Raw genomic sequence first — 14,918 nt, forward strand, 5'->3', positions numbered from 1 at the left:
GCCAGATCCCATTTGAGACTCGTGCATGACACGGCGCCGTCGCGCCGTCGCCCGCGAAAGCGGTCCCTGTCGTTTTGGCGAAAACGGGGGCGGGGGATGCGGATCGAGACCAAGCTCAAGGCGGTCGTCCTGATAGGGCTTCTCGGGCTGGTGGTGCTGCCCGGCGGCTCGGATCTGGCGCTGACGCTGGTCCGGCCGGTGCAGGCCGAGGCGAGCACATGTCGCGTGACCTCGATCACCGATGGCGACACGGTTCGCCTGTGGTGTCCGAACGGCGAGGGCGGCCCGGCCCGGTTGACCGGATTCGATACGCCCGAATTGTTCAGCCCCGAATGCCCGTCGGAATATGCCGCGGCGTTGGCGGCCAAATGGTATCTGCGGCAGGCGATTTGGGGGGCGAGCGAAGTGCGAATGGTCCGCGAGGGGACGGATCGCTATGGCCGGCTGCTCGTCGCCATGGAACTGGATGGGCAGCCCCTGCGCCAGTTGATGATCGAGGCGGGCCATGCGCGCCCCTATGCCGGCGGCCAGCGGGCAGGGTGGTGCGCGGCCTGATGTCGCGGCTGTGATCCCTGTCTGTGCACTGCGGTGGAGACCGGTGGTTTTTGCGCCGTGAAGCACCCGCCTTTGGTTGACCCCGCCGGGGTCGCCGGGTAAGTGAGAAGTCAGCCGTTATTCCGGCCGCGCCCCGAGGGGCCAGGCCCGCACAGCAAAGGACCGTCCCCCGTGGAAGACCTTTTGAGAAACTACCTGCCGATCATCGTGTTTCTGGGCCTTGCGATCGCTCTCGGTGCGATCCTGATTCTGGCCGCTGTCGTGGTGGCGGTTCGCAACCCCGATCCCGAGAAGGTCAGCGCCTACGAGTGCGGGTTCAACGCCTTTGACGATGCCCGGATGAAATTCGACGTCCGCTTCTACCTCGTCTCGATCCTGTTCATCATCTTTGATCTCGAGGTGGCGTTCCTGTTCCCTTGGGCCGTCGCGTTTCAGGATGTGAGCATGGTGGGCTTCTGGTCGATGATGGTGTTCCTCGGCGTGCTGACCATCGGCTTTGCCTACGAATGGAAAAAGGGCGCGCTCGAGTGGGAGTGATCCCGCTTTCGCGCCCGGTCCGTCCGGACCTGTCCTTCTGACCGATTTCAATCTCTGACGCGATCTGGCCGATGGCGGCGCGGCGTGTTGCCGGGCCGAAGCCTTTCGCGATAGCGGATGTCATCGGGTTGCGTGACCTGCGAAATGACGTGACCTGCGAAATGACGGCGCCTGCGAAATGGCGGCGCCTGCCGCGCTGTCCTACCCGGCGGCACCGCCTCGGGGTGGCGCTAGATGGCCAGCGCGATGCTGCTCTTGAACACCACCGGATTCGACAGATTGCCCCGCTTGGCCTGATACATCGCCTCGTCGGCGTTGCTGAGCAGCGTGTCCCAGTTCTTTGCCTGACTTGAAAAGGCGATGCCGATGGCGACCCGCGCCTTGTAGCTCTGCTTTTCATAGGTGAAGTCAGGGGTGGTGAGCAGGGCGATCCGCTCGGCCACGTGTTTGGCGGCGATTTGCGGGGAGTCGTCGAGAATCAGGCAGACGAATTCGTCGCCGCCCATCCGGGCGACCCGGTCGCTCTTGCGGACCGCCGCACGCAAACGCTGTGCCGTGGCCTTGATGGCGGCGTCGCCCACCCGGTGCCCGTGCCCGTCGTTCAACTGCTTGAGCCCGTTGAGGTCGATGTAGATCAGCGCAATCCGGCCTTCGGCGAAGGACTCCTGCACGTTCTCGCTTTCGGTCTCTTCGAGAAGCCCGGTGCGGTTGAGCAGCCCGGTGACCGGATCGGTCCGGGCGCTGACCTTTTCGCGCATGAACGCCTCGGTTCGCTGGGACGAGATTCGCCCGATGGTCCAGCTTACGATGACGATCAGCAGCACCAACAGTCCGACCGCCGGTGCGACGTGTCGCAGCAGGGCGCGTCCGGGTCGCGGCGCGGGCCAGGTCAGCCGCGCCAACGGGACGTCGTTGATCGAGGTAAGAAGCAGACCCGCGCTATCCTCGGCGGCCGTCTCGGAGATCGGCTGCAGGTCCATCCCGTCGATCATCAGGGCGCTGCCGATGGCGTCGGGCCGCAGCCATTTGCCGCCGATGATGATCGGCATGTCGTTGCTGGTCAGCCCGTCGATATTGTCCGGCTGTATCCGCCCGACGGCGATCATCGCGATCCGCCCGTCGGCGTCGACGAGCCCGCTCGTCATATGGTAGGGAATGAGCCGGGGCATACCGAACGCCTGGAGCGCGGCGGCACCGACCGAGGCGTCATAGAGGCCGAGATCGGATTCGTAAGTGTCTGTGGCATAGGCATGGGTGGGCCGCCCGTCGGCCGCGAGGAAATACAGGAAATCAAAGGTTTCCGCATCCCCGGCGCCGCTGCCGAGATTTTCGTAGAGCGCCTCGTCGTCGCCGTCCCGATACCATTCCCAGGCGGCGGTCCATTGCCCGTAATCCTCCGTGACCAGCGCGTTCTGCTCTGTCCTGATCTCGATCGTCGTCTCAACCAGCCTTTGCGCCTCGATCCGGGCGAGTTCGTCCGTCATCGAGGTGATCCACACCAGAAGCGATACGATTGTCACGACGGCGATCGCGCCGGTTCCGAAGGTCGTCCAGAAGAGCCTTTTGGGCAGGTTCATAGTGCAGCCTCGCGCGCGCCAGTCTGTGTCATCATTCTCGCAAACGGAGTAGGACGATATGATTAAGGAGCTGTTAACGAGTTGCCGCCTGTCCTTGGCCGTCGCCGGAAATGCGCCTTGGATGCGTGCTTTGACCGTTGTGTCGCCTTGACCTTTTGGGGTGTGCGACATACTCCGAGAGGCGATACATACGCCGGACCCTGTCTGGCGCTCGATCGGACGCAGGAGAGCCATCCTATGGGCATCGCTACGGGACTGAATGACGCAGGCGCCGACCGTGAGGTCGCCACCCAGGAGTTGAACCGCGAACTGCAGGACAAGGGTTTCCTTGTGACCTCGACCGCGGACATCATCAACTGGGCCCGCACCGGCAGCCTGCACTGGATGACGTTTGGTCTGGCCTGCTGCGCCGTCGAGATGATGCACACCTCGATGCCCCGTTACGACCTCGAGCGGTTTGGCACGGCCCCCCGCGCCAGCCCCCGCCAGTCCGACCTGATGATCGTGGCCGGCACTCTGACCAACAAGATGGCCCCGGCGCTGCGCAAGGTCTACGACCAGATGCCGGAGCCGCGCTATGTGATCAGCATGGGCTCTTGCGCCAATGGCGGCGGCTACTACCACTACAGCTATTCTGTCGTCCGTGGTTGTGACCGTATCGTGCCCGTTGATGTCTACGTCCCCGGCTGCCCGCCCACGGCAGAGGCGCTGCTATACGGTATTCTTCAGTTGCAGCGCAAAATGCGCCGCACCGGCACGATTGTAAGATAGGGGCCTGATATGACCGAGGCACTCAGAGAACTTGGCACTCATCTGGAGACGAAGCGCACCGATTGCGTCGTCTCTTGGGAGGTCGCCCATGACGAGCTGACCGTGACGGTCGCTGCGTCCAACATCGTGGGCTTTGTCGAATTCCTCAAGAACGATGCCGCCTGCCGTTTCTCGTCGCTGGTGGATATCACGGCGGTCGATTATCCGGGCCGCGCCAAGCGATTTGACGTGATCTATCACTTCCTGAGCATGTATCAGAACCACCGTATCCGTCTGCGCGTGCAAATCCGCGAAGAGGATATGCTGCCCTCGATCATCAGCGTTCATCCCAGCGCCAACTGGTTCGAGCGCGAGGTGTTCGACATGTTCGGCATCCTGTTCTCGGGCCACCCGGATCTGCGCCGCATCCTGACCGACTATGGTTTCCGCGGCTATCCGCTGCGCAAGGATTTCCCGACCACCGGCTATACCGAAGTGCGCTACGACGAGGTGCAAAAGCGCGTCGTCTATGAGCCGGTCAATCTGGTGCAGGAATATCGCCAGTTCGATTTCATGAGCCCGTGGGAAGGCGCCAAATACATCATGCCCGGCGATGAGAAGGCCGACGGAGAGGCCAAGGGCTGAGCGCCTTGCCTGCTGCCGTCGACCCCCGTTTCGCCAAGCCGGACTGCCTGTTCTATGTGATCGGTGCGCAGAAATCGGGGACGTCGTGGCTGCACGACTATTTCCTTGGCCATCCCGGCATCCACGTGACCGCGTGGAAAGAGGCTGATTACTGGAACACCGTCCGTCCGCCGTTTGACGTGAACACCCGCCTGCCCGGTGCCTTGGCCGAGCAGGAGAAGGTGCCGCGCCTGCTCCGTCCGTTGCTGCCGCCCCTGATCAAGCGCCGTCATGCCAATCAACGTGCGGTCCGGGATGTCGCCAGAGGTGCCGACACCGGCGCGCATACCGGCTACGCCGATCTGCTGTTCGAGCATTACAAGGGCCAGCCCGCTCTGGGCGAGGTGAACCCGCAATACGCCCGGCTCGGCGCCGAGACCTTTGCCGAGATGGCCGCAATGGCCAGCAACGTCCGTTTCGTCTTGATCATGCGCGACCCGGTGTCGCGCGTCCTGTCCCGTCTGCGCCAGACCGCGGAACGCGCGGGCAGGGACCCCGTGCAGATGCTGACCGAAGCGGTGACCGAGGGCGCCGAGTCCGATCTGGTCCTCCGCTCGCGCTACGACCTCGTGCTCGATGCGCTCAATCAGGCCGTCGCCCCCGAGCAGGTGGCCTGCTTCTTTTACGAGACCCTGTTCCAGCAATCCGAACTGGACCGTTTGACCGACTTTCTCGGCGCGGCCAGCCGCAAGGGCTGGACCGGGCGCAAGGTCTTTGCCTCGAAGGGCGCATCGTTCGACGTTCCGCCGCAGGTGGACCGCGATCTGATGGCGCTGCTCGCCCCGACCTATGCCGCCATTCGCGCCCGCTTTGGCGACCGCGTTCCGGCCAAGTGGCGCAGCACCTCGGGCCTCGTCGATGCCTGAGCAGCCGATCCTGTTTTGCGTCGGTGCGACCAAGGCCGGCACGTCATGGCTCTATCGCGCCTTGCACGAGCACCCCGACTGCGCACTGAAATCGGTCAAGGAGCTGCATTACTGGGACACCTTCGATCCGGCCATCCGCACCAAGCAGATCGAGGCGTTGCAGGGTCGGTTCGACAGTTTCATGGCGACCAAGGCCGAGGCGCAGGCCGAGGGCCGCGGCTGGCAGGTCAAGAACATGCAGCGCCGCCTGCGCGACATGTCCGGCCTGATCGACGTGCTCTTAGGCGACCGCACCGGCGACGCCGCCTATCTGGAGTGGCTGACCGACGCCGCCGCCCCCCGGCTGGTGGCCGATATGACCCCGAACTACGCCCTCTTGTCCGAGGACGTGCTGGCCCGGATGGTGGCCCGCTGCCCCGAGGCGAAGTGGGTCTATCTGATTCGCGACCCGCTCGACCGGCTGTGGAGCCACGTCCGGATGCAGGCCCACCGCCAGCGCCAGCCTCACGAGACCCATGAACAGAAGTCCAACGGCACCTTGTGGCGAATCCTCAACAAGGGTCACGAGACCCATATACTGGACCGCGGCGACTATGAGGCGACTGCCACCCGATTGCGCAGGGTGATCCCGAAGAATCAATTGCGCGTGGAATTTTGCGAGCGATTGTTTACGCCGGACGGCTGGACCGATATGTGCAAGTATCTAGATCTTGGTGTCACCGAGGTCGATGGCGCCGACAGGGCCCATGAGGGCCCCAAGGCACGGATGAAAGAAGAATTGAAACCGCAGGCAATACGGTTTCTAAAGCGGCAATACGATTGGGCGGCTCAGGAGTTGGGCCCGCTGCCGGACAACTGGCAGCATAATCTGGCGAGGGGATTCGCATGATGGACGGCGATATTCGGACGAACACCTATGATGACGGCTCTGTCGACGCCGTCACGGGCGAGCAGAAGATCCGCAATTTCAACATCAATTTCGGCCCGCAGCACCCTGCGGCCCACGGTGTGCTGCGCCTTGTGCTGGAGCTGGACGGCGAGATCGTGGAACGCTGCGACCCGCATATCGGCCTGCTGCATCGCGGCACCGAAAAGCTGATGGAATCCCGCACCTATCTGCAGAACCTGCCGTATTTCGACCGTCTCGACTACGTCGCTCCGATGAACCAGGAACATGCCTGGTGCCTGGCCATCGAAAAGCTGACCAACACGCCGGTCCCGCGCCGCGCCAGTCTGATCCGGGTCTTGTATTCCGAGATCGGCCGGGTGCTGAACCACCTTCTCAACGTCACCACTCAAGCCATGGACGTTGGCGCTCTGACGCCCCCAGTCTGGGGCTTTGAAGAGCGTGAGAAGCTGATGGTGTTCTACGAGCGTGCCTGTGGCGCCCGCCTGCACGCCGCCTATTTCCGCCCCGGTGGCGTTCATCAGGATCTGCCCGATCAGCTGATCGAGGATATCGACGCTTGGACGACCCCGTTCCTCGAATTGCTTGCCGATCTCGACGGTCTGCTCACCGAGAACCGTATCTTCAAGCAGCGCAACTGCGATATCGGTGTGATCACCGAGCAGGACATTCAGGACTGGGGCTTTTCCGGCGTGATGGTCCGCGGCTCCGGCCTTGCGTGGGATTTGCGTCGTGCGCAGCCCTATGAGTGCTATGACGAGTTCGAGTTCCAGATCCCCGTCGGCAAGAACGGCGACTGCTACGACCGCTATCTCGTCCGCATGGAGGAGATGCGCCAGTCGGTTCACATCATCCGTCAGGCCTGTGAGAAGCTCCGCCACGAGAAGGGCGATGTCATGGCCCGAGGCAAGATGACCCCGCCGACCCGTGGCGAAATGAAGACCTCGATGGAAGCCCTGATCCATCACTTCAAGCTCTATACCGAAGGTTTCCACGTCCCCGCCGGGGAGGTCTATGCCGCCGTCGAAGCCCCGAAGGGCGAGTTCGGTGTATTCCTCGTGGCCGATGGCACCAACAAGCCTTATCGCGCCAAGCTCCGCGCCCCCGGCTATCTGCATTTGCAGGCGATGGACTTTGTCGCCTCTGGTCACCAGCTGGCCGATGTGGCCGCGATCATCGGCACGATGGATATCGTGTTCGGCGAAGTGGACCGCTGATTTCGTTGATCGAGAGGACGCCGCCCCGGATCGGGGGCGGTGTTCCACCGGCCCATGGCCTTCATCGCGCCCTGCCGCGACTTTGACCTGACCCATCCCATTTTTTCGTAGCGCCATCGCCCTTCTCTGGGGCACGATGCCTCTGCGCGCCGTAAATTATCCGGCGCAGAGAGTATTGGGATGACGAAAGGCAATTGAGATGAAAAGGTTTTTTGCACTTTTGGCGGCAGTGTCGGCAGCCGGTGCGGTGCAGGCGCAGGACCGCCCGAACCGCGTGATCATGGCGGATTTTCTCCGCGAGGCGGGCTGTTCGACCACGATGGACGGCCTGTTGGCCTTTGATCGGATCGCCCCGTCGGACGTGCAGGCCGCGCTGAACGAGATGCTGAGCCTTGGCTTTGTCGAATTGACCGCCGATGGCGGCTTTGCCCTGTCCCCGGCGTTGTGCGGCATTCCGAACGCTCCGGGCGAAGAGGTGCTGACCGCCGCGATCCGCCTGCATGGCTGCGTGATGACAGAATCCGTCGCGGAGGAGAACCTCGCGGTGTTCGGGCTGAACCGGACCAACACCACCGGTTTCGTCGACGCCCTGATCGCCCGTGGTCACGGCGCCTTGGCCAACGGCGAGACGTTTTCCCTGTCGTCCGACATATGCGCCGGGGCGGCGCTGGCCCCGTTGCCCGATGCCGAGCCCTTTGATCCGGGTGCCGTGCTGGTGCAGGTTCTGGTCGAGAACGGCTGTCAGCTGACCGAGGCCGAGGCCGCGTCGATCCTGCCGGGCCTCGGCGTCTCGATGGATATGGCCGAAAACGCCGCCGAGGCGTTGATCGCGTCAGGGCAGGCAAGCTGGGCAGGGGATCGCCTGATCGGTGATCCGGTGTTCTGCGCGACGGCGCTGGGCGCCCCCCCGGAGGAAATCGAGGCGCTGGCTCAATCGCGCCCCGCGTCCGCGCGGGACCGCTTTGTCCAGATGATGTCTGACGCGGGCTGTTCCATCACCGAAGACGAGTTCGAGGCCGTCATGGCCCGCTATGCGCTGACCGAGAACGAGGCCGAGACCGTTGCCGAGGTGCTCATCGGATCAGGTCAGGCGATGATGATGGGCGGTGTCTTTATCCTCGACCGTGCGGTCTGCGACAGCGTGCCGGCATCGGATCCGTCGCCCGAGGCCACGCCGCTGGATCGCTTTGTCGCCGCGATTCGCGCCAATGATTGTGCGATGACCCAGGAACAGGCCAGCGCCCGGATGGCCGAAATCGGTCTGACCATGCAGGATATGGACGATCTGGCCGATCATCTGATGGACACCGGGCAAGCCAGCGTCGTGGATCGTGCCCTGGTCCTGTCGCCGGAATTGTGCGCCGCCGCCCCGGTTTCGCCGTCGCAGACCGCGGAAACGGCCGCGGACGCCCCGGTGCAGGCTCAGGTGGTCGCCCCGAGCCGCGTCACGCTGGAGAGCTTTGTCGCCGCGGTTCATTCAGGCGGCTGCCGTATGACCGCCGAAACCGCTGCCAGCTTTACCGAGGAGACCGGGGCGACCTTGCTGCAGTTGCAGGAGATGGCCCAGACCCTGATCAATCTGGGCCTCGCGGTGGGCGAGGGCGACGATCTGGTCCTCAGCGAGATGTATTGCGAGAGCTATCGCCCCTAGTTGGACCGCCCCGTCCGGTGCCTGACCGTGCCCGGCACCGGGGGGCCATTGGGTGCCTTCGGGCGGGCTGCGCTCCGATGTCCCGCATGGATGCGTGGCAGTCCCTCTGGTGCCTGCCGCTGAGCGTGGTATTCATGAGGGCAGATGCCCGCATCCTGTGTTGCACCGTCATTCAAGAGGAGCTTGCCCCGTGATACCTGGTCTTTTCCGTCCCGCCTCCGCCCTGCGTCTGTCTGGACTGACAGTGGCTCTTGCCGTGGCCAGCGCCTGTGTTCCCCTGACCTCGACGGCGCCCGAGGCGATCGCCCCGCCGCCACCGCCGCCGCCCCCCGCCGAAGTGCGCCTCGTGGCCGCCATCGAAGCGCAGGGTTGTGAGCTGACCTCGGACAACGTGGCAACGGTTCTGCTTCAGGCCAACCTGACGCAGGCCGAGCTGGCCGAGATCACCCCGCGCCTCGCCGAAGCGGGTCGTGTCGAGGTGGCCGGTAGCGGTGCGCTGCGGGTTTTGACCGATCAGTGCACGGCATAATGGTTGATCTGAACGGAATCGTCGCGGCAGTCCTTGTCTTTGGCGGCTTGGGATTCCATACCGTGCCTATGCTTATCCTGACCGCTGCGACCGGCGGCGCCATGACATTCGGAATGATGTAATGCTACGCAGACTGCACCCTGACCAGCCCGAGAGCTTTGCCTTTACCCCTGCCAATCAGGCGTGGGCCGAGGCCCAAATCCTGAAGTATCCCGAGGGTCGTCAGGCCAGCGCGATCATTCCGCTGCTTTGGCGTGCGCAGGAACAGGAGGGCTGGTTGAGCCGTCCGGCCATCGAGCATGTCGCCTCGATGCTGGATATGGCCTATATCCGCGCCCTCGAAGTCGCCACGTTCTACTTCATGTTCCAGCTTCAGCCTGTCGGCTCTGTCGCCCACGTCCAGATTTGCGGCACCTTGTCCTGCATGATCTGCGGTGCCGAGGATCTGGTGGGCCTGTGCAAGGAGCGTATCGCCCCCAACGCCCACGATCTTTCCGCAGATGGCAAGTTCTCTTGGGAAGAGGTCGAATGCCTCGGCTCTTGCGCCAATGCGCCCATGGCCCAGATCGGCAAGGATTACTACGAGGATCTGACCGTCGAGAGCCTTGCTCATATCCTCGACGAGCTTGCCGCCGGTCGCGTGCCGACCCCCGGCCCGCAGAATGGCCGCTTTGCCGCGGAGCCGAAATCCGGTTTGACGAGTCTGACCGAGCACAAGGACAGCAGCCTGCCGCAGAACGCCAGCGTCGCGCTCGCCACCGATATCGGCGATACCGTCAAGCGCATCGACGGCACCGAAGTGCCGCTTCTGGCGCCTTGGGTCGCGAACTCCGGTCGCACCCCCGGAGCTCCGAATGCTCCGGCCGCCGAGGCGGACCGCACGCCCCCGCAGCCTGCCCATAGCCGGACGAAGCCGGCCGCCTCCGCGGCGGACCCGGCGCCCAAGCTGCCCGCCGGTGAGGAGCCGATTTCGAAGGCCCCCGTCTCTGACGAGCAGTCGATTGCCAAGCCCGACACCGATGTGACCGGCAATGTGCCGAACGAGTCGATTTCCGAGGCGGATGCGCCGACCCCCGCCGCCGACGTGGCACCGTCCGGCGCCGAAGTGTCGGAAGCCGCGCCCGAGCGCCTTGATTCGCCCCAGGGTGGCACGGCGGACGATCTCAAGCGGATCTCCGGCGTCGGTCCGAAACTCGAAGGCGTTCTCAACGAGATGGGCTTTTGGCATTTTCACCAGATCGCCAAGTGGGGCCCCGCCGAGATCGCCTGGGTCGATAGCCGCTTGAAATTCAAGGGCCGTATCGAGCGTGACGACTGGGTGTCGCAGGCGAAGGCCCTTGCCGAAGAGTAAGCCGATCCTGCGCGCTCCCGACCTGTCGGGGGCGACGTCAGTCTTTGTTATGACCTTTTCCGGATTTCCCCTATGTTATCCGGGGGCGCGGGTGCCGCGAGGCGGTCGCGCCGACGTGTGTCATAACGGGAGAGTATGAATGCCTGATCAGTCAGATAAACTTCGCTGCACCATGGCGTGCTGGGCCATGGCGTTGCTGGCGGGCGCGCTGGCGGTGATCCTGTTGGTCCTGCTCGGCGGCATGTCATGGCCCGGTGCGATCTTTACCGGGGCGCTTTTGGCGGCTGTTCTGGGCGGCATTCTGATGATGGTGCTGTGCACGCCGTTGCCGACCCCGGAGGAGGCCAAGGCCAACCTCGACGCGGCGAAGCCCCCCGGATCGGCCAGTGGCTCTGCATCGTCCGCGGCTGCGGGTGCCGGATCGGCCGCGGTCGCATCGGCAGCGCCGGCAGCGGTTGCAGCCCCGCCGCAACCCGAACCCGTAGCCGAACCCGCACCTGAGCCGGCCCCAAAGACGGCACCTGAGCCGGACCCCGAGCCTGTGGCCGCCGTGGCCCCGGTGGCGGAGCCCGTTGCCGCACCGGCCCCAGCCTCCGCACCGGCTGCGCCTGCCACCGACAGCCCCGGCACCAAGCCGACCCTGCTGACCGAGGCCCGTGAGGGTGGTGCCGACAATCTCAAGGAAATCAAGGGTGTCGGCCCCAAGCTGGAGGGCATGCTGAACGAGATGGGCGTTTATCATTTCGATCAGGTGGCCAGTTGGACCGCCGCCGAAGTGGCGTGGGTCGACGACAACCTCAAGGGCTTCAAGGGCCGTGTCAGCCGCGACGGCTGGGTCGATCAGGCCAAGATCCTCGCCGCTGGTGGCGAGACCGATTTTTCCAAGAAGGTCGGGGACGGTGGTGTCTATTGACCGCAAATCAGGAGCCCGCCGGTGAGTAGGAAACCGCAGATGGCGGCCGATACGAAGCAGGCGAGGGCGGGCCGTCGCGCCGCTCTCGTGATGGCGGGCACCGGGATTTTCTGGATTGCCGCCATCTTTTTGGGCAATCAGATGGAGTGGCCCGTCCGGATACGTGCGCTTTTTGACCTCATCGCCCTTGCGGGCTTTGGTCTGTCATTGTGGATGACGTATCAGGCGCGTAAAGCAGGACGGGACCAGACGTAACCGCCGCAATTCAGGCGAAACCAAACCGGGCGGTGCCGCTCGGACGTGAAGGGCAGACTATGCTGAAAGATCAGGACCGGATTTTCACCAACCTCTACGGCATGCATGACCGCACCCTGAAGGGTGCGCAGGCGCGTGGCCATTGGGATGGCACCAAGGACATTCTGGCCAAGGGCCGTGACTGGATCGTGGACGAGATGAAAGCCTCTGGTCTGCGTGGCCGGGGCGGGGCGGGTTTCCCGACTGGCCTGAAGTGGTCCTTCATGCCCAAGGAAAGCGACGGTCGCCCGGCCTACCTTGTCGTCAACGCCGACGAATCCGAGCCCGGCACCTGCAAGGACCGCGAGATCATGCGCCATGATCCGCATACTCTGATCGAAGGCTGCCTGATCGCCTCTTTCGCGATGAATGCCCATGCCTGCTATATCTATATCCGCGGCGAATATATCCGCGAGAAGGAGGCTCTTCAGGCCGCCATCGACGAAGCCTATGACGCGGGTCTTGTCGGCAAGAACGCCTGCGGATCCGGCTGGGATTTCGAGATCTTCCTGACCCACGGTGCAGGCGCTTACATCTGCGGCGAAGAGACTGCCTTGCTCGAAAGCCTCGAAGGCAAGAAGGGCATGCCCCGGATGAAGCCGCCGTTCCCTGCGGGCGCCGGTCTTTATGGCTGTCCGACCACGGTGAACAACGTCGAATCGATTGCGGTCGTGCCGACCATTCTGCGCCGCGGCGGTTCGTGGTTCTCCAGCTTTGGCCGCCCCAACAACGCCGGCACCAAGCTGTTCGCGATCTCGGGCCATGTGAACAACCCCTGCGTCGTCGAGGAAGAGATGTCGATCTCGTTCCAAGAGCTGATCGACAAGCATTGCGGCGGCATTCGCGGCGGCTGGAAGAACCTCAAGGCGGTGATTCCCGGTGGTTCGTCTGTCCCGTGCCTGACCGCAGAGCAGATGGACGGCGCGATCATGGATTTCGACTGGCTCCGCGAGAAGCGGTCCGGTCTGGGCACCGCCGCCGTGATCGTGATGGATCAGAGCACCGACATGATCAAGGCGATCTGGCGCTTGTCCAAGTTCTACAAGCACGAGTCCTGTGGTCAGTGCACCCCGTGCCGCGAAGGCACCGGCTGGATGATGCGCGTCATGGACCGTCTGGTCAGAGGCGAGGCCGAGATCGAAGAGATCGACATGCTCTTCGACGTGACCAAGCAGGTCGAGGGCCACACGATCTGTGCTCTGGGCGATGCCGCCGCATGGCCGATCCAGGGTTTGATTCGCAACTTCCGCGACGAGATCGAAGACCGCATCAAGCACAAGCGCGGCCCCATCGCCGCCGAGTAGCGGCGTCGTGGCGCTCGGCATCCTTCTGATGGTGGCCGCCTGGGTCTGCCTGACTTTGTCGCTGTGGTTTTAACATGCCGCCGACAGGGAGGGACTGCCGGGCTGGCTCTGGCCGCTGGTGCCGACTTTGGCGGTTCTGGGCCTCAGCTATGCGGGCTGGCGTTGGCCCGAGACGATCACGCAGGATATGGTCACCGCCGCGATTGGCGCGGGGTATTTCCTGTTTGCCGGCATGCATCTGATTCTGGCGTTCAAGCGGTTGCGCCGGACGCGGCGTGAGCGCGGGGCGGTGGCGTGACCCATCTGGCTCATTTCAACTGGGCGGCGCTGCTGGCGCCGACCGGGGACCCGTTGGTCGCAGAGTTCGTCGACAATACGGGCCGGGTGAATGCGATTGCAGAACGATCGGCGGGCTTTGTCTGGCGTCATGGCGACGAGGACGTGGCGGGCCGTCGCATCGGCTGGCCGCTGTTCACCGAGGCCCCGACCATGATCGCGTCGTTCTCCGTGTGGGAGAGCCCGGAGGCGTTCAAAGCCTTTGTTTACAAGACCGTCCACGGTGCCTTTTTGCGCCGGGGGGCCGAATGGTTCGAGCGGGGCGGCTCTGTGAATTATGCTCTGTGGTGGGTGCCCGAGGGCCATATTCCCAGCATCGAGGAAGCCCGCGACCGGGTGGAGCAGTTGCGCGCGCATGGCCCGTCCGAGGCGGTCTTTACCTTGGCGACTTTGCCCGCCTCATCAAAGCGTTAACCACCTCTGCGCTAGGGTTTCCGGGTTCGTTTGACCGGAGCCCCGCGATGTTTGCCCGCCGCAGTTTTCAACGCCTGACCCTGGTGGCGCTTTTGCTCGCCTTTCAGTTGAGCGGCTGCAAGCCGGGGATTTTTGCGCCGGTGCCTTATCAGATCGAGGTCGAGGAGGAGCCGTTTGACGTGCGCCGCTATGGGTTTCTGTCGCGCGGTGGCTTTATCGAATATGCGCCGGTGAACGTGCGTCGCCCGACGCAGTTGGGCCTCGGCCTTGAGGAGCGTGCCTTGGCGGAGCGGGTTCTGGCCGCATATTGCAACTGGTTTGGCTTTGGCGTGGCCCCGCCGGCGGCGACCTATTGGACTGAGGACGGCACATGGCATTTCGCGCAGGGTTGCGTCCGCCCGGTGTGAGGCCCTATGCCTTTGCTCCTTTCATGCGCGGATTTCCTGGCCCGCGGGGGAACGGAGACGGCGATGCAACATCCGGTGGGCCATCATCTGGCCGTTCTGAACTTTGGCACTCTCAGATACGACTGGGACGACCCCCGAGTCGCCCCGTTTCGGGAGGCGTTGGAGACCGTCAACGCCATCGGCCGCCGCAGCCCCGGCTTTGTCTGGATGCTCGACGAATCGCAGATGGACGCCGCCCAGACCGACGCCGCCGGCCCGTTCGGGGACAATCCCCGCACCGCCTCGACCCTGTCGGTCTGGACCGACGCCGCCAGCCTGATGGCCTTTGTTCACAAGACCTTACACGCGAAAATCCTTGCCCGCGGCGCGGAGTGGTTCGAGCCTGACGACCGCAGTCACGTTGTGCTGTGGTTCGTTCCCGAGGGGCATCGCCCGACGGTGCAGGAGGGTATGGACCGATTCCGCCTGTGGCAGCGCAGGGGGGACTGTCCAGAGGCGTTTCACCCTGCATTCCTGAGCCGGGCCTGATACGCCGACGCCACTGCACGAAACGTGCAGGAATCCGCCCAAGGCATTGCTAATCCGCAAGGTGATATTGAATAGCGCCCACCGCTGACCGAGATGAA

Annotated in this window: 18 protein-coding genes; 17 read left to right on the forward strand and 1 reads right to left on the reverse strand. The window is 64.0% G+C overall.

All coding sequences use genetic code 11. The features are described 5' to 3' along the window. Nucleotides 1-96 precede the first annotated feature (96 nt). The gene (locus tag LOM8899_RS09485) at nt 97-555 is read left to right on the forward strand and encodes a thermonuclease family protein (RefSeq protein ID WP_168770513.1); all 459 of its coding nucleotides are present in this window, start codon (nt 97-99) and stop codon (nt 553-555) included. Between the two features lie 171 nt (nt 556-726). Beyond that, nucleotides 727-1,092: an NADH-quinone oxidoreductase subunit A gene (locus LOM8899_RS09490; protein ID WP_093991976.1), complete on the forward strand. Its 366-nt coding sequence runs from the start codon at nt 727-729 to the stop codon at nt 1,090-1,092. Between the two features lie 230 nt (nt 1,093-1,322). Here LOM8899_RS09490 and LOM8899_RS09495 read toward each other — a convergent pair whose 3' ends face one another. Continuing rightward, nucleotides 1,323-2,669: a GGDEF domain-containing protein gene (locus LOM8899_RS09495; protein ID WP_168770514.1), complete on the reverse strand. Its 1,347-nt coding sequence runs from the start codon at nt 2,667-2,669 to the stop codon at nt 1,323-1,325. 237 nt (nt 2,670-2,906) lie between these two features. Here LOM8899_RS09495 and LOM8899_RS09500 point away from each other — a divergent pair, with 237 nt between their 5' ends. The 15 genes from LOM8899_RS09500 (at nt 2,907) to LOM8899_RS09565 (ending at nt 14,820) form a co-directional block, all read left to right on the forward strand. Further along, nucleotides 2,907-3,440 carry a NuoB/complex I 20 kDa subunit family protein gene (locus LOM8899_RS09500; RefSeq protein ID WP_093991978.1) on the forward strand — a complete coding sequence of 178 codons (534 nt, stop codon included), beginning with the start codon at nt 2,907-2,909 and terminating at the stop codon, nt 3,438-3,440. A gap of 9 nt (nt 3,441-3,449) precedes the next feature. Further along, on the forward strand, nt 3,450-4,064 hold the full coding sequence (locus LOM8899_RS09505; RefSeq protein ID WP_093991979.1) for an NADH-quinone oxidoreductase subunit C: 615 nt from the start codon (nt 3,450-3,452) through the stop codon (nt 4,062-4,064). 5 nt (nt 4,065-4,069) lie between these two features. After that, entirely contained in the window at nt 4,070-4,969 is a 900-nt protein-coding gene (locus LOM8899_RS09510; RefSeq protein WP_168770515.1) for a sulfotransferase, read from the forward strand. Next, nucleotides 4,962-5,858 carry a sulfotransferase gene (locus tag LOM8899_RS09515; RefSeq protein WP_093991981.1) on the forward strand — a complete coding sequence of 299 codons (897 nt, stop codon included), beginning with the start codon at nt 4,962-4,964 and terminating at the stop codon, nt 5,856-5,858. Before LOM8899_RS09510 ends, LOM8899_RS09515 begins: the two co-directional genes overlap by 8 nt. After that, nucleotides 5,855-7,093 carry an NADH-quinone oxidoreductase subunit D gene (locus tag LOM8899_RS09520; protein WP_093991982.1) on the forward strand — a complete coding sequence of 413 codons (1,239 nt, stop codon included), beginning with the start codon at nt 5,855-5,857 and terminating at the stop codon, nt 7,091-7,093. Before LOM8899_RS09515 ends, LOM8899_RS09520 begins: the two co-directional genes overlap by 4 nt. Nucleotides 7,094-7,292: 199 nt before the next feature. Continuing rightward, nucleotides 7,293-8,744, forward strand: a complete 1,452-nt coding sequence (locus LOM8899_RS09525) for a hypothetical protein (protein ID WP_093991983.1) — start codon at nt 7,293-7,295, stop codon at nt 8,742-8,744. A 190-nt stretch (nt 8,745-8,934) separates the two neighbouring features. Further along, nucleotides 8,935-9,273: a hypothetical protein gene (locus LOM8899_RS09530; RefSeq protein WP_093991984.1), complete on the forward strand. Its 339-nt coding sequence runs from the start codon at nt 8,935-8,937 to the stop codon at nt 9,271-9,273. A gap of 121 nt (nt 9,274-9,394) precedes the next feature. After that, nucleotides 9,395-10,624 (forward strand): NADH-quinone oxidoreductase subunit E, encoded by a 1,230-nt coding sequence (locus tag LOM8899_RS09535; protein ID WP_093991985.1) that lies wholly within the window; start codon nt 9,395-9,397, stop codon nt 10,622-10,624. 139 nt (nt 10,625-10,763) lie between these two features. Then, nucleotides 10,764-11,537, forward strand: a complete 774-nt coding sequence (locus LOM8899_RS23575) for a helix-hairpin-helix domain-containing protein (protein ID WP_211096180.1) — start codon at nt 10,764-10,766, stop codon at nt 11,535-11,537. A 21-nt stretch (nt 11,538-11,558) separates the two neighbouring features. Continuing rightward, nucleotides 11,559-11,792 carry a DUF5337 domain-containing protein gene (locus LOM8899_RS09545; protein WP_306456500.1) on the forward strand — a complete coding sequence of 78 codons (234 nt, stop codon included), beginning with the start codon at nt 11,559-11,561 and terminating at the stop codon, nt 11,790-11,792. A gap of 59 nt (nt 11,793-11,851) precedes the next feature. Then, complete coding sequence (gene nuoF / locus LOM8899_RS09550; protein WP_093992273.1) at nt 11,852-13,135, forward strand: NADH-quinone oxidoreductase subunit NuoF; 1,284 nt, start codon at nt 11,852-11,854, stop codon at nt 13,133-13,135. Between the two features lie 127 nt (nt 13,136-13,262). Continuing rightward, nucleotides 13,263-13,433, forward strand: a complete 171-nt coding sequence (locus LOM8899_RS23390) for a hypothetical protein (RefSeq protein ID WP_168770516.1) — start codon at nt 13,263-13,265, stop codon at nt 13,431-13,433. Beyond that, nucleotides 13,430-13,885 carry a DUF3291 domain-containing protein gene (locus LOM8899_RS09555; protein ID WP_093991987.1) on the forward strand — a complete coding sequence of 152 codons (456 nt, stop codon included), beginning with the start codon at nt 13,430-13,432 and terminating at the stop codon, nt 13,883-13,885. The genes LOM8899_RS23390 and LOM8899_RS09555 overlap by 4 nt, the downstream gene beginning before the upstream one ends. A gap of 47 nt (nt 13,886-13,932) precedes the next feature. Further along, nucleotides 13,933-14,292 (forward strand): hypothetical protein, encoded by a 360-nt coding sequence (locus LOM8899_RS09560; protein WP_093991988.1) that lies wholly within the window; start codon nt 13,933-13,935, stop codon nt 14,290-14,292. Between the two features lie 63 nt (nt 14,293-14,355). Beyond that, entirely contained in the window at nt 14,356-14,820 is a 465-nt protein-coding gene (locus LOM8899_RS09565) for a DUF3291 domain-containing protein (RefSeq protein WP_168770517.1), read from the forward strand. Nucleotides 14,821-14,918: the final 98 nt, after the last annotated feature.

Origin of the sequence: Flavimaricola marinus, from assembly GCF_900184895.1 — a bacterium.
Classification (GTDB): Bacteria; Pseudomonadota; Alphaproteobacteria; order Rhodobacterales; family Rhodobacteraceae; genus Flavimaricola; species Flavimaricola marinus.

Excerpts from the sequence above, each read along its gene's own strand:
- LOM8899_RS09495 (WP_168770514.1), bottom strand. The coding sequence starts at position 2,669 with ATGAACCTGCCCAAAAGGCTCTTCTGGACGACCTTCGGAACCGGCGCG.
- LOM8899_RS09505 (WP_093991979.1), top strand. The coding sequence starts at position 3,450 with ATGACCGAGGCACTCAGAGAACTTGGCACTCATCTGGAGACGAAGCGC.
- LOM8899_RS09535 (WP_093991985.1), top strand. The coding sequence starts at position 9,395 with ATGCTACGCAGACTGCACCCTGACCAGCCCGAGAGCTTTGCCTTTACC.
- LOM8899_RS09485 (WP_168770513.1), top strand. The coding sequence starts at position 97 with ATGCGGATCGAGACCAAGCTCAAGGCGGTCGTCCTGATAGGGCTTCTC.
- LOM8899_RS09500 (WP_093991978.1), top strand. The coding sequence starts at position 2,907 with ATGGGCATCGCTACGGGACTGAATGACGCAGGCGCCGACCGTGAGGTC.
- LOM8899_RS09525 (WP_093991983.1), top strand. The coding sequence starts at position 7,293 with ATGAAAAGGTTTTTTGCACTTTTGGCGGCAGTGTCGGCAGCCGGTGCG.
- LOM8899_RS09560 (WP_093991988.1), top strand. The coding sequence starts at position 13,933 with ATGTTTGCCCGCCGCAGTTTTCAACGCCTGACCCTGGTGGCGCTTTTG.
- LOM8899_RS23575 (WP_211096180.1), top strand. The coding sequence starts at position 10,764 with ATGCCTGATCAGTCAGATAAACTTCGCTGCACCATGGCGTGCTGGGCC.
- LOM8899_RS09520 (WP_093991982.1), top strand. The coding sequence starts at position 5,855 with ATGATGGACGGCGATATTCGGACGAACACCTATGATGACGGCTCTGTC.
- LOM8899_RS09565 (WP_168770517.1), top strand. The coding sequence starts at position 14,356 with ATGCAACATCCGGTGGGCCATCATCTGGCCGTTCTGAACTTTGGCACT.
- LOM8899_RS09515 (WP_093991981.1), top strand. The coding sequence starts at position 4,962 with ATGCCTGAGCAGCCGATCCTGTTTTGCGTCGGTGCGACCAAGGCCGGC.
- nuoF (WP_093992273.1), top strand. The coding sequence starts at position 11,852 with ATGCTGAAAGATCAGGACCGGATTTTCACCAACCTCTACGGCATGCAT.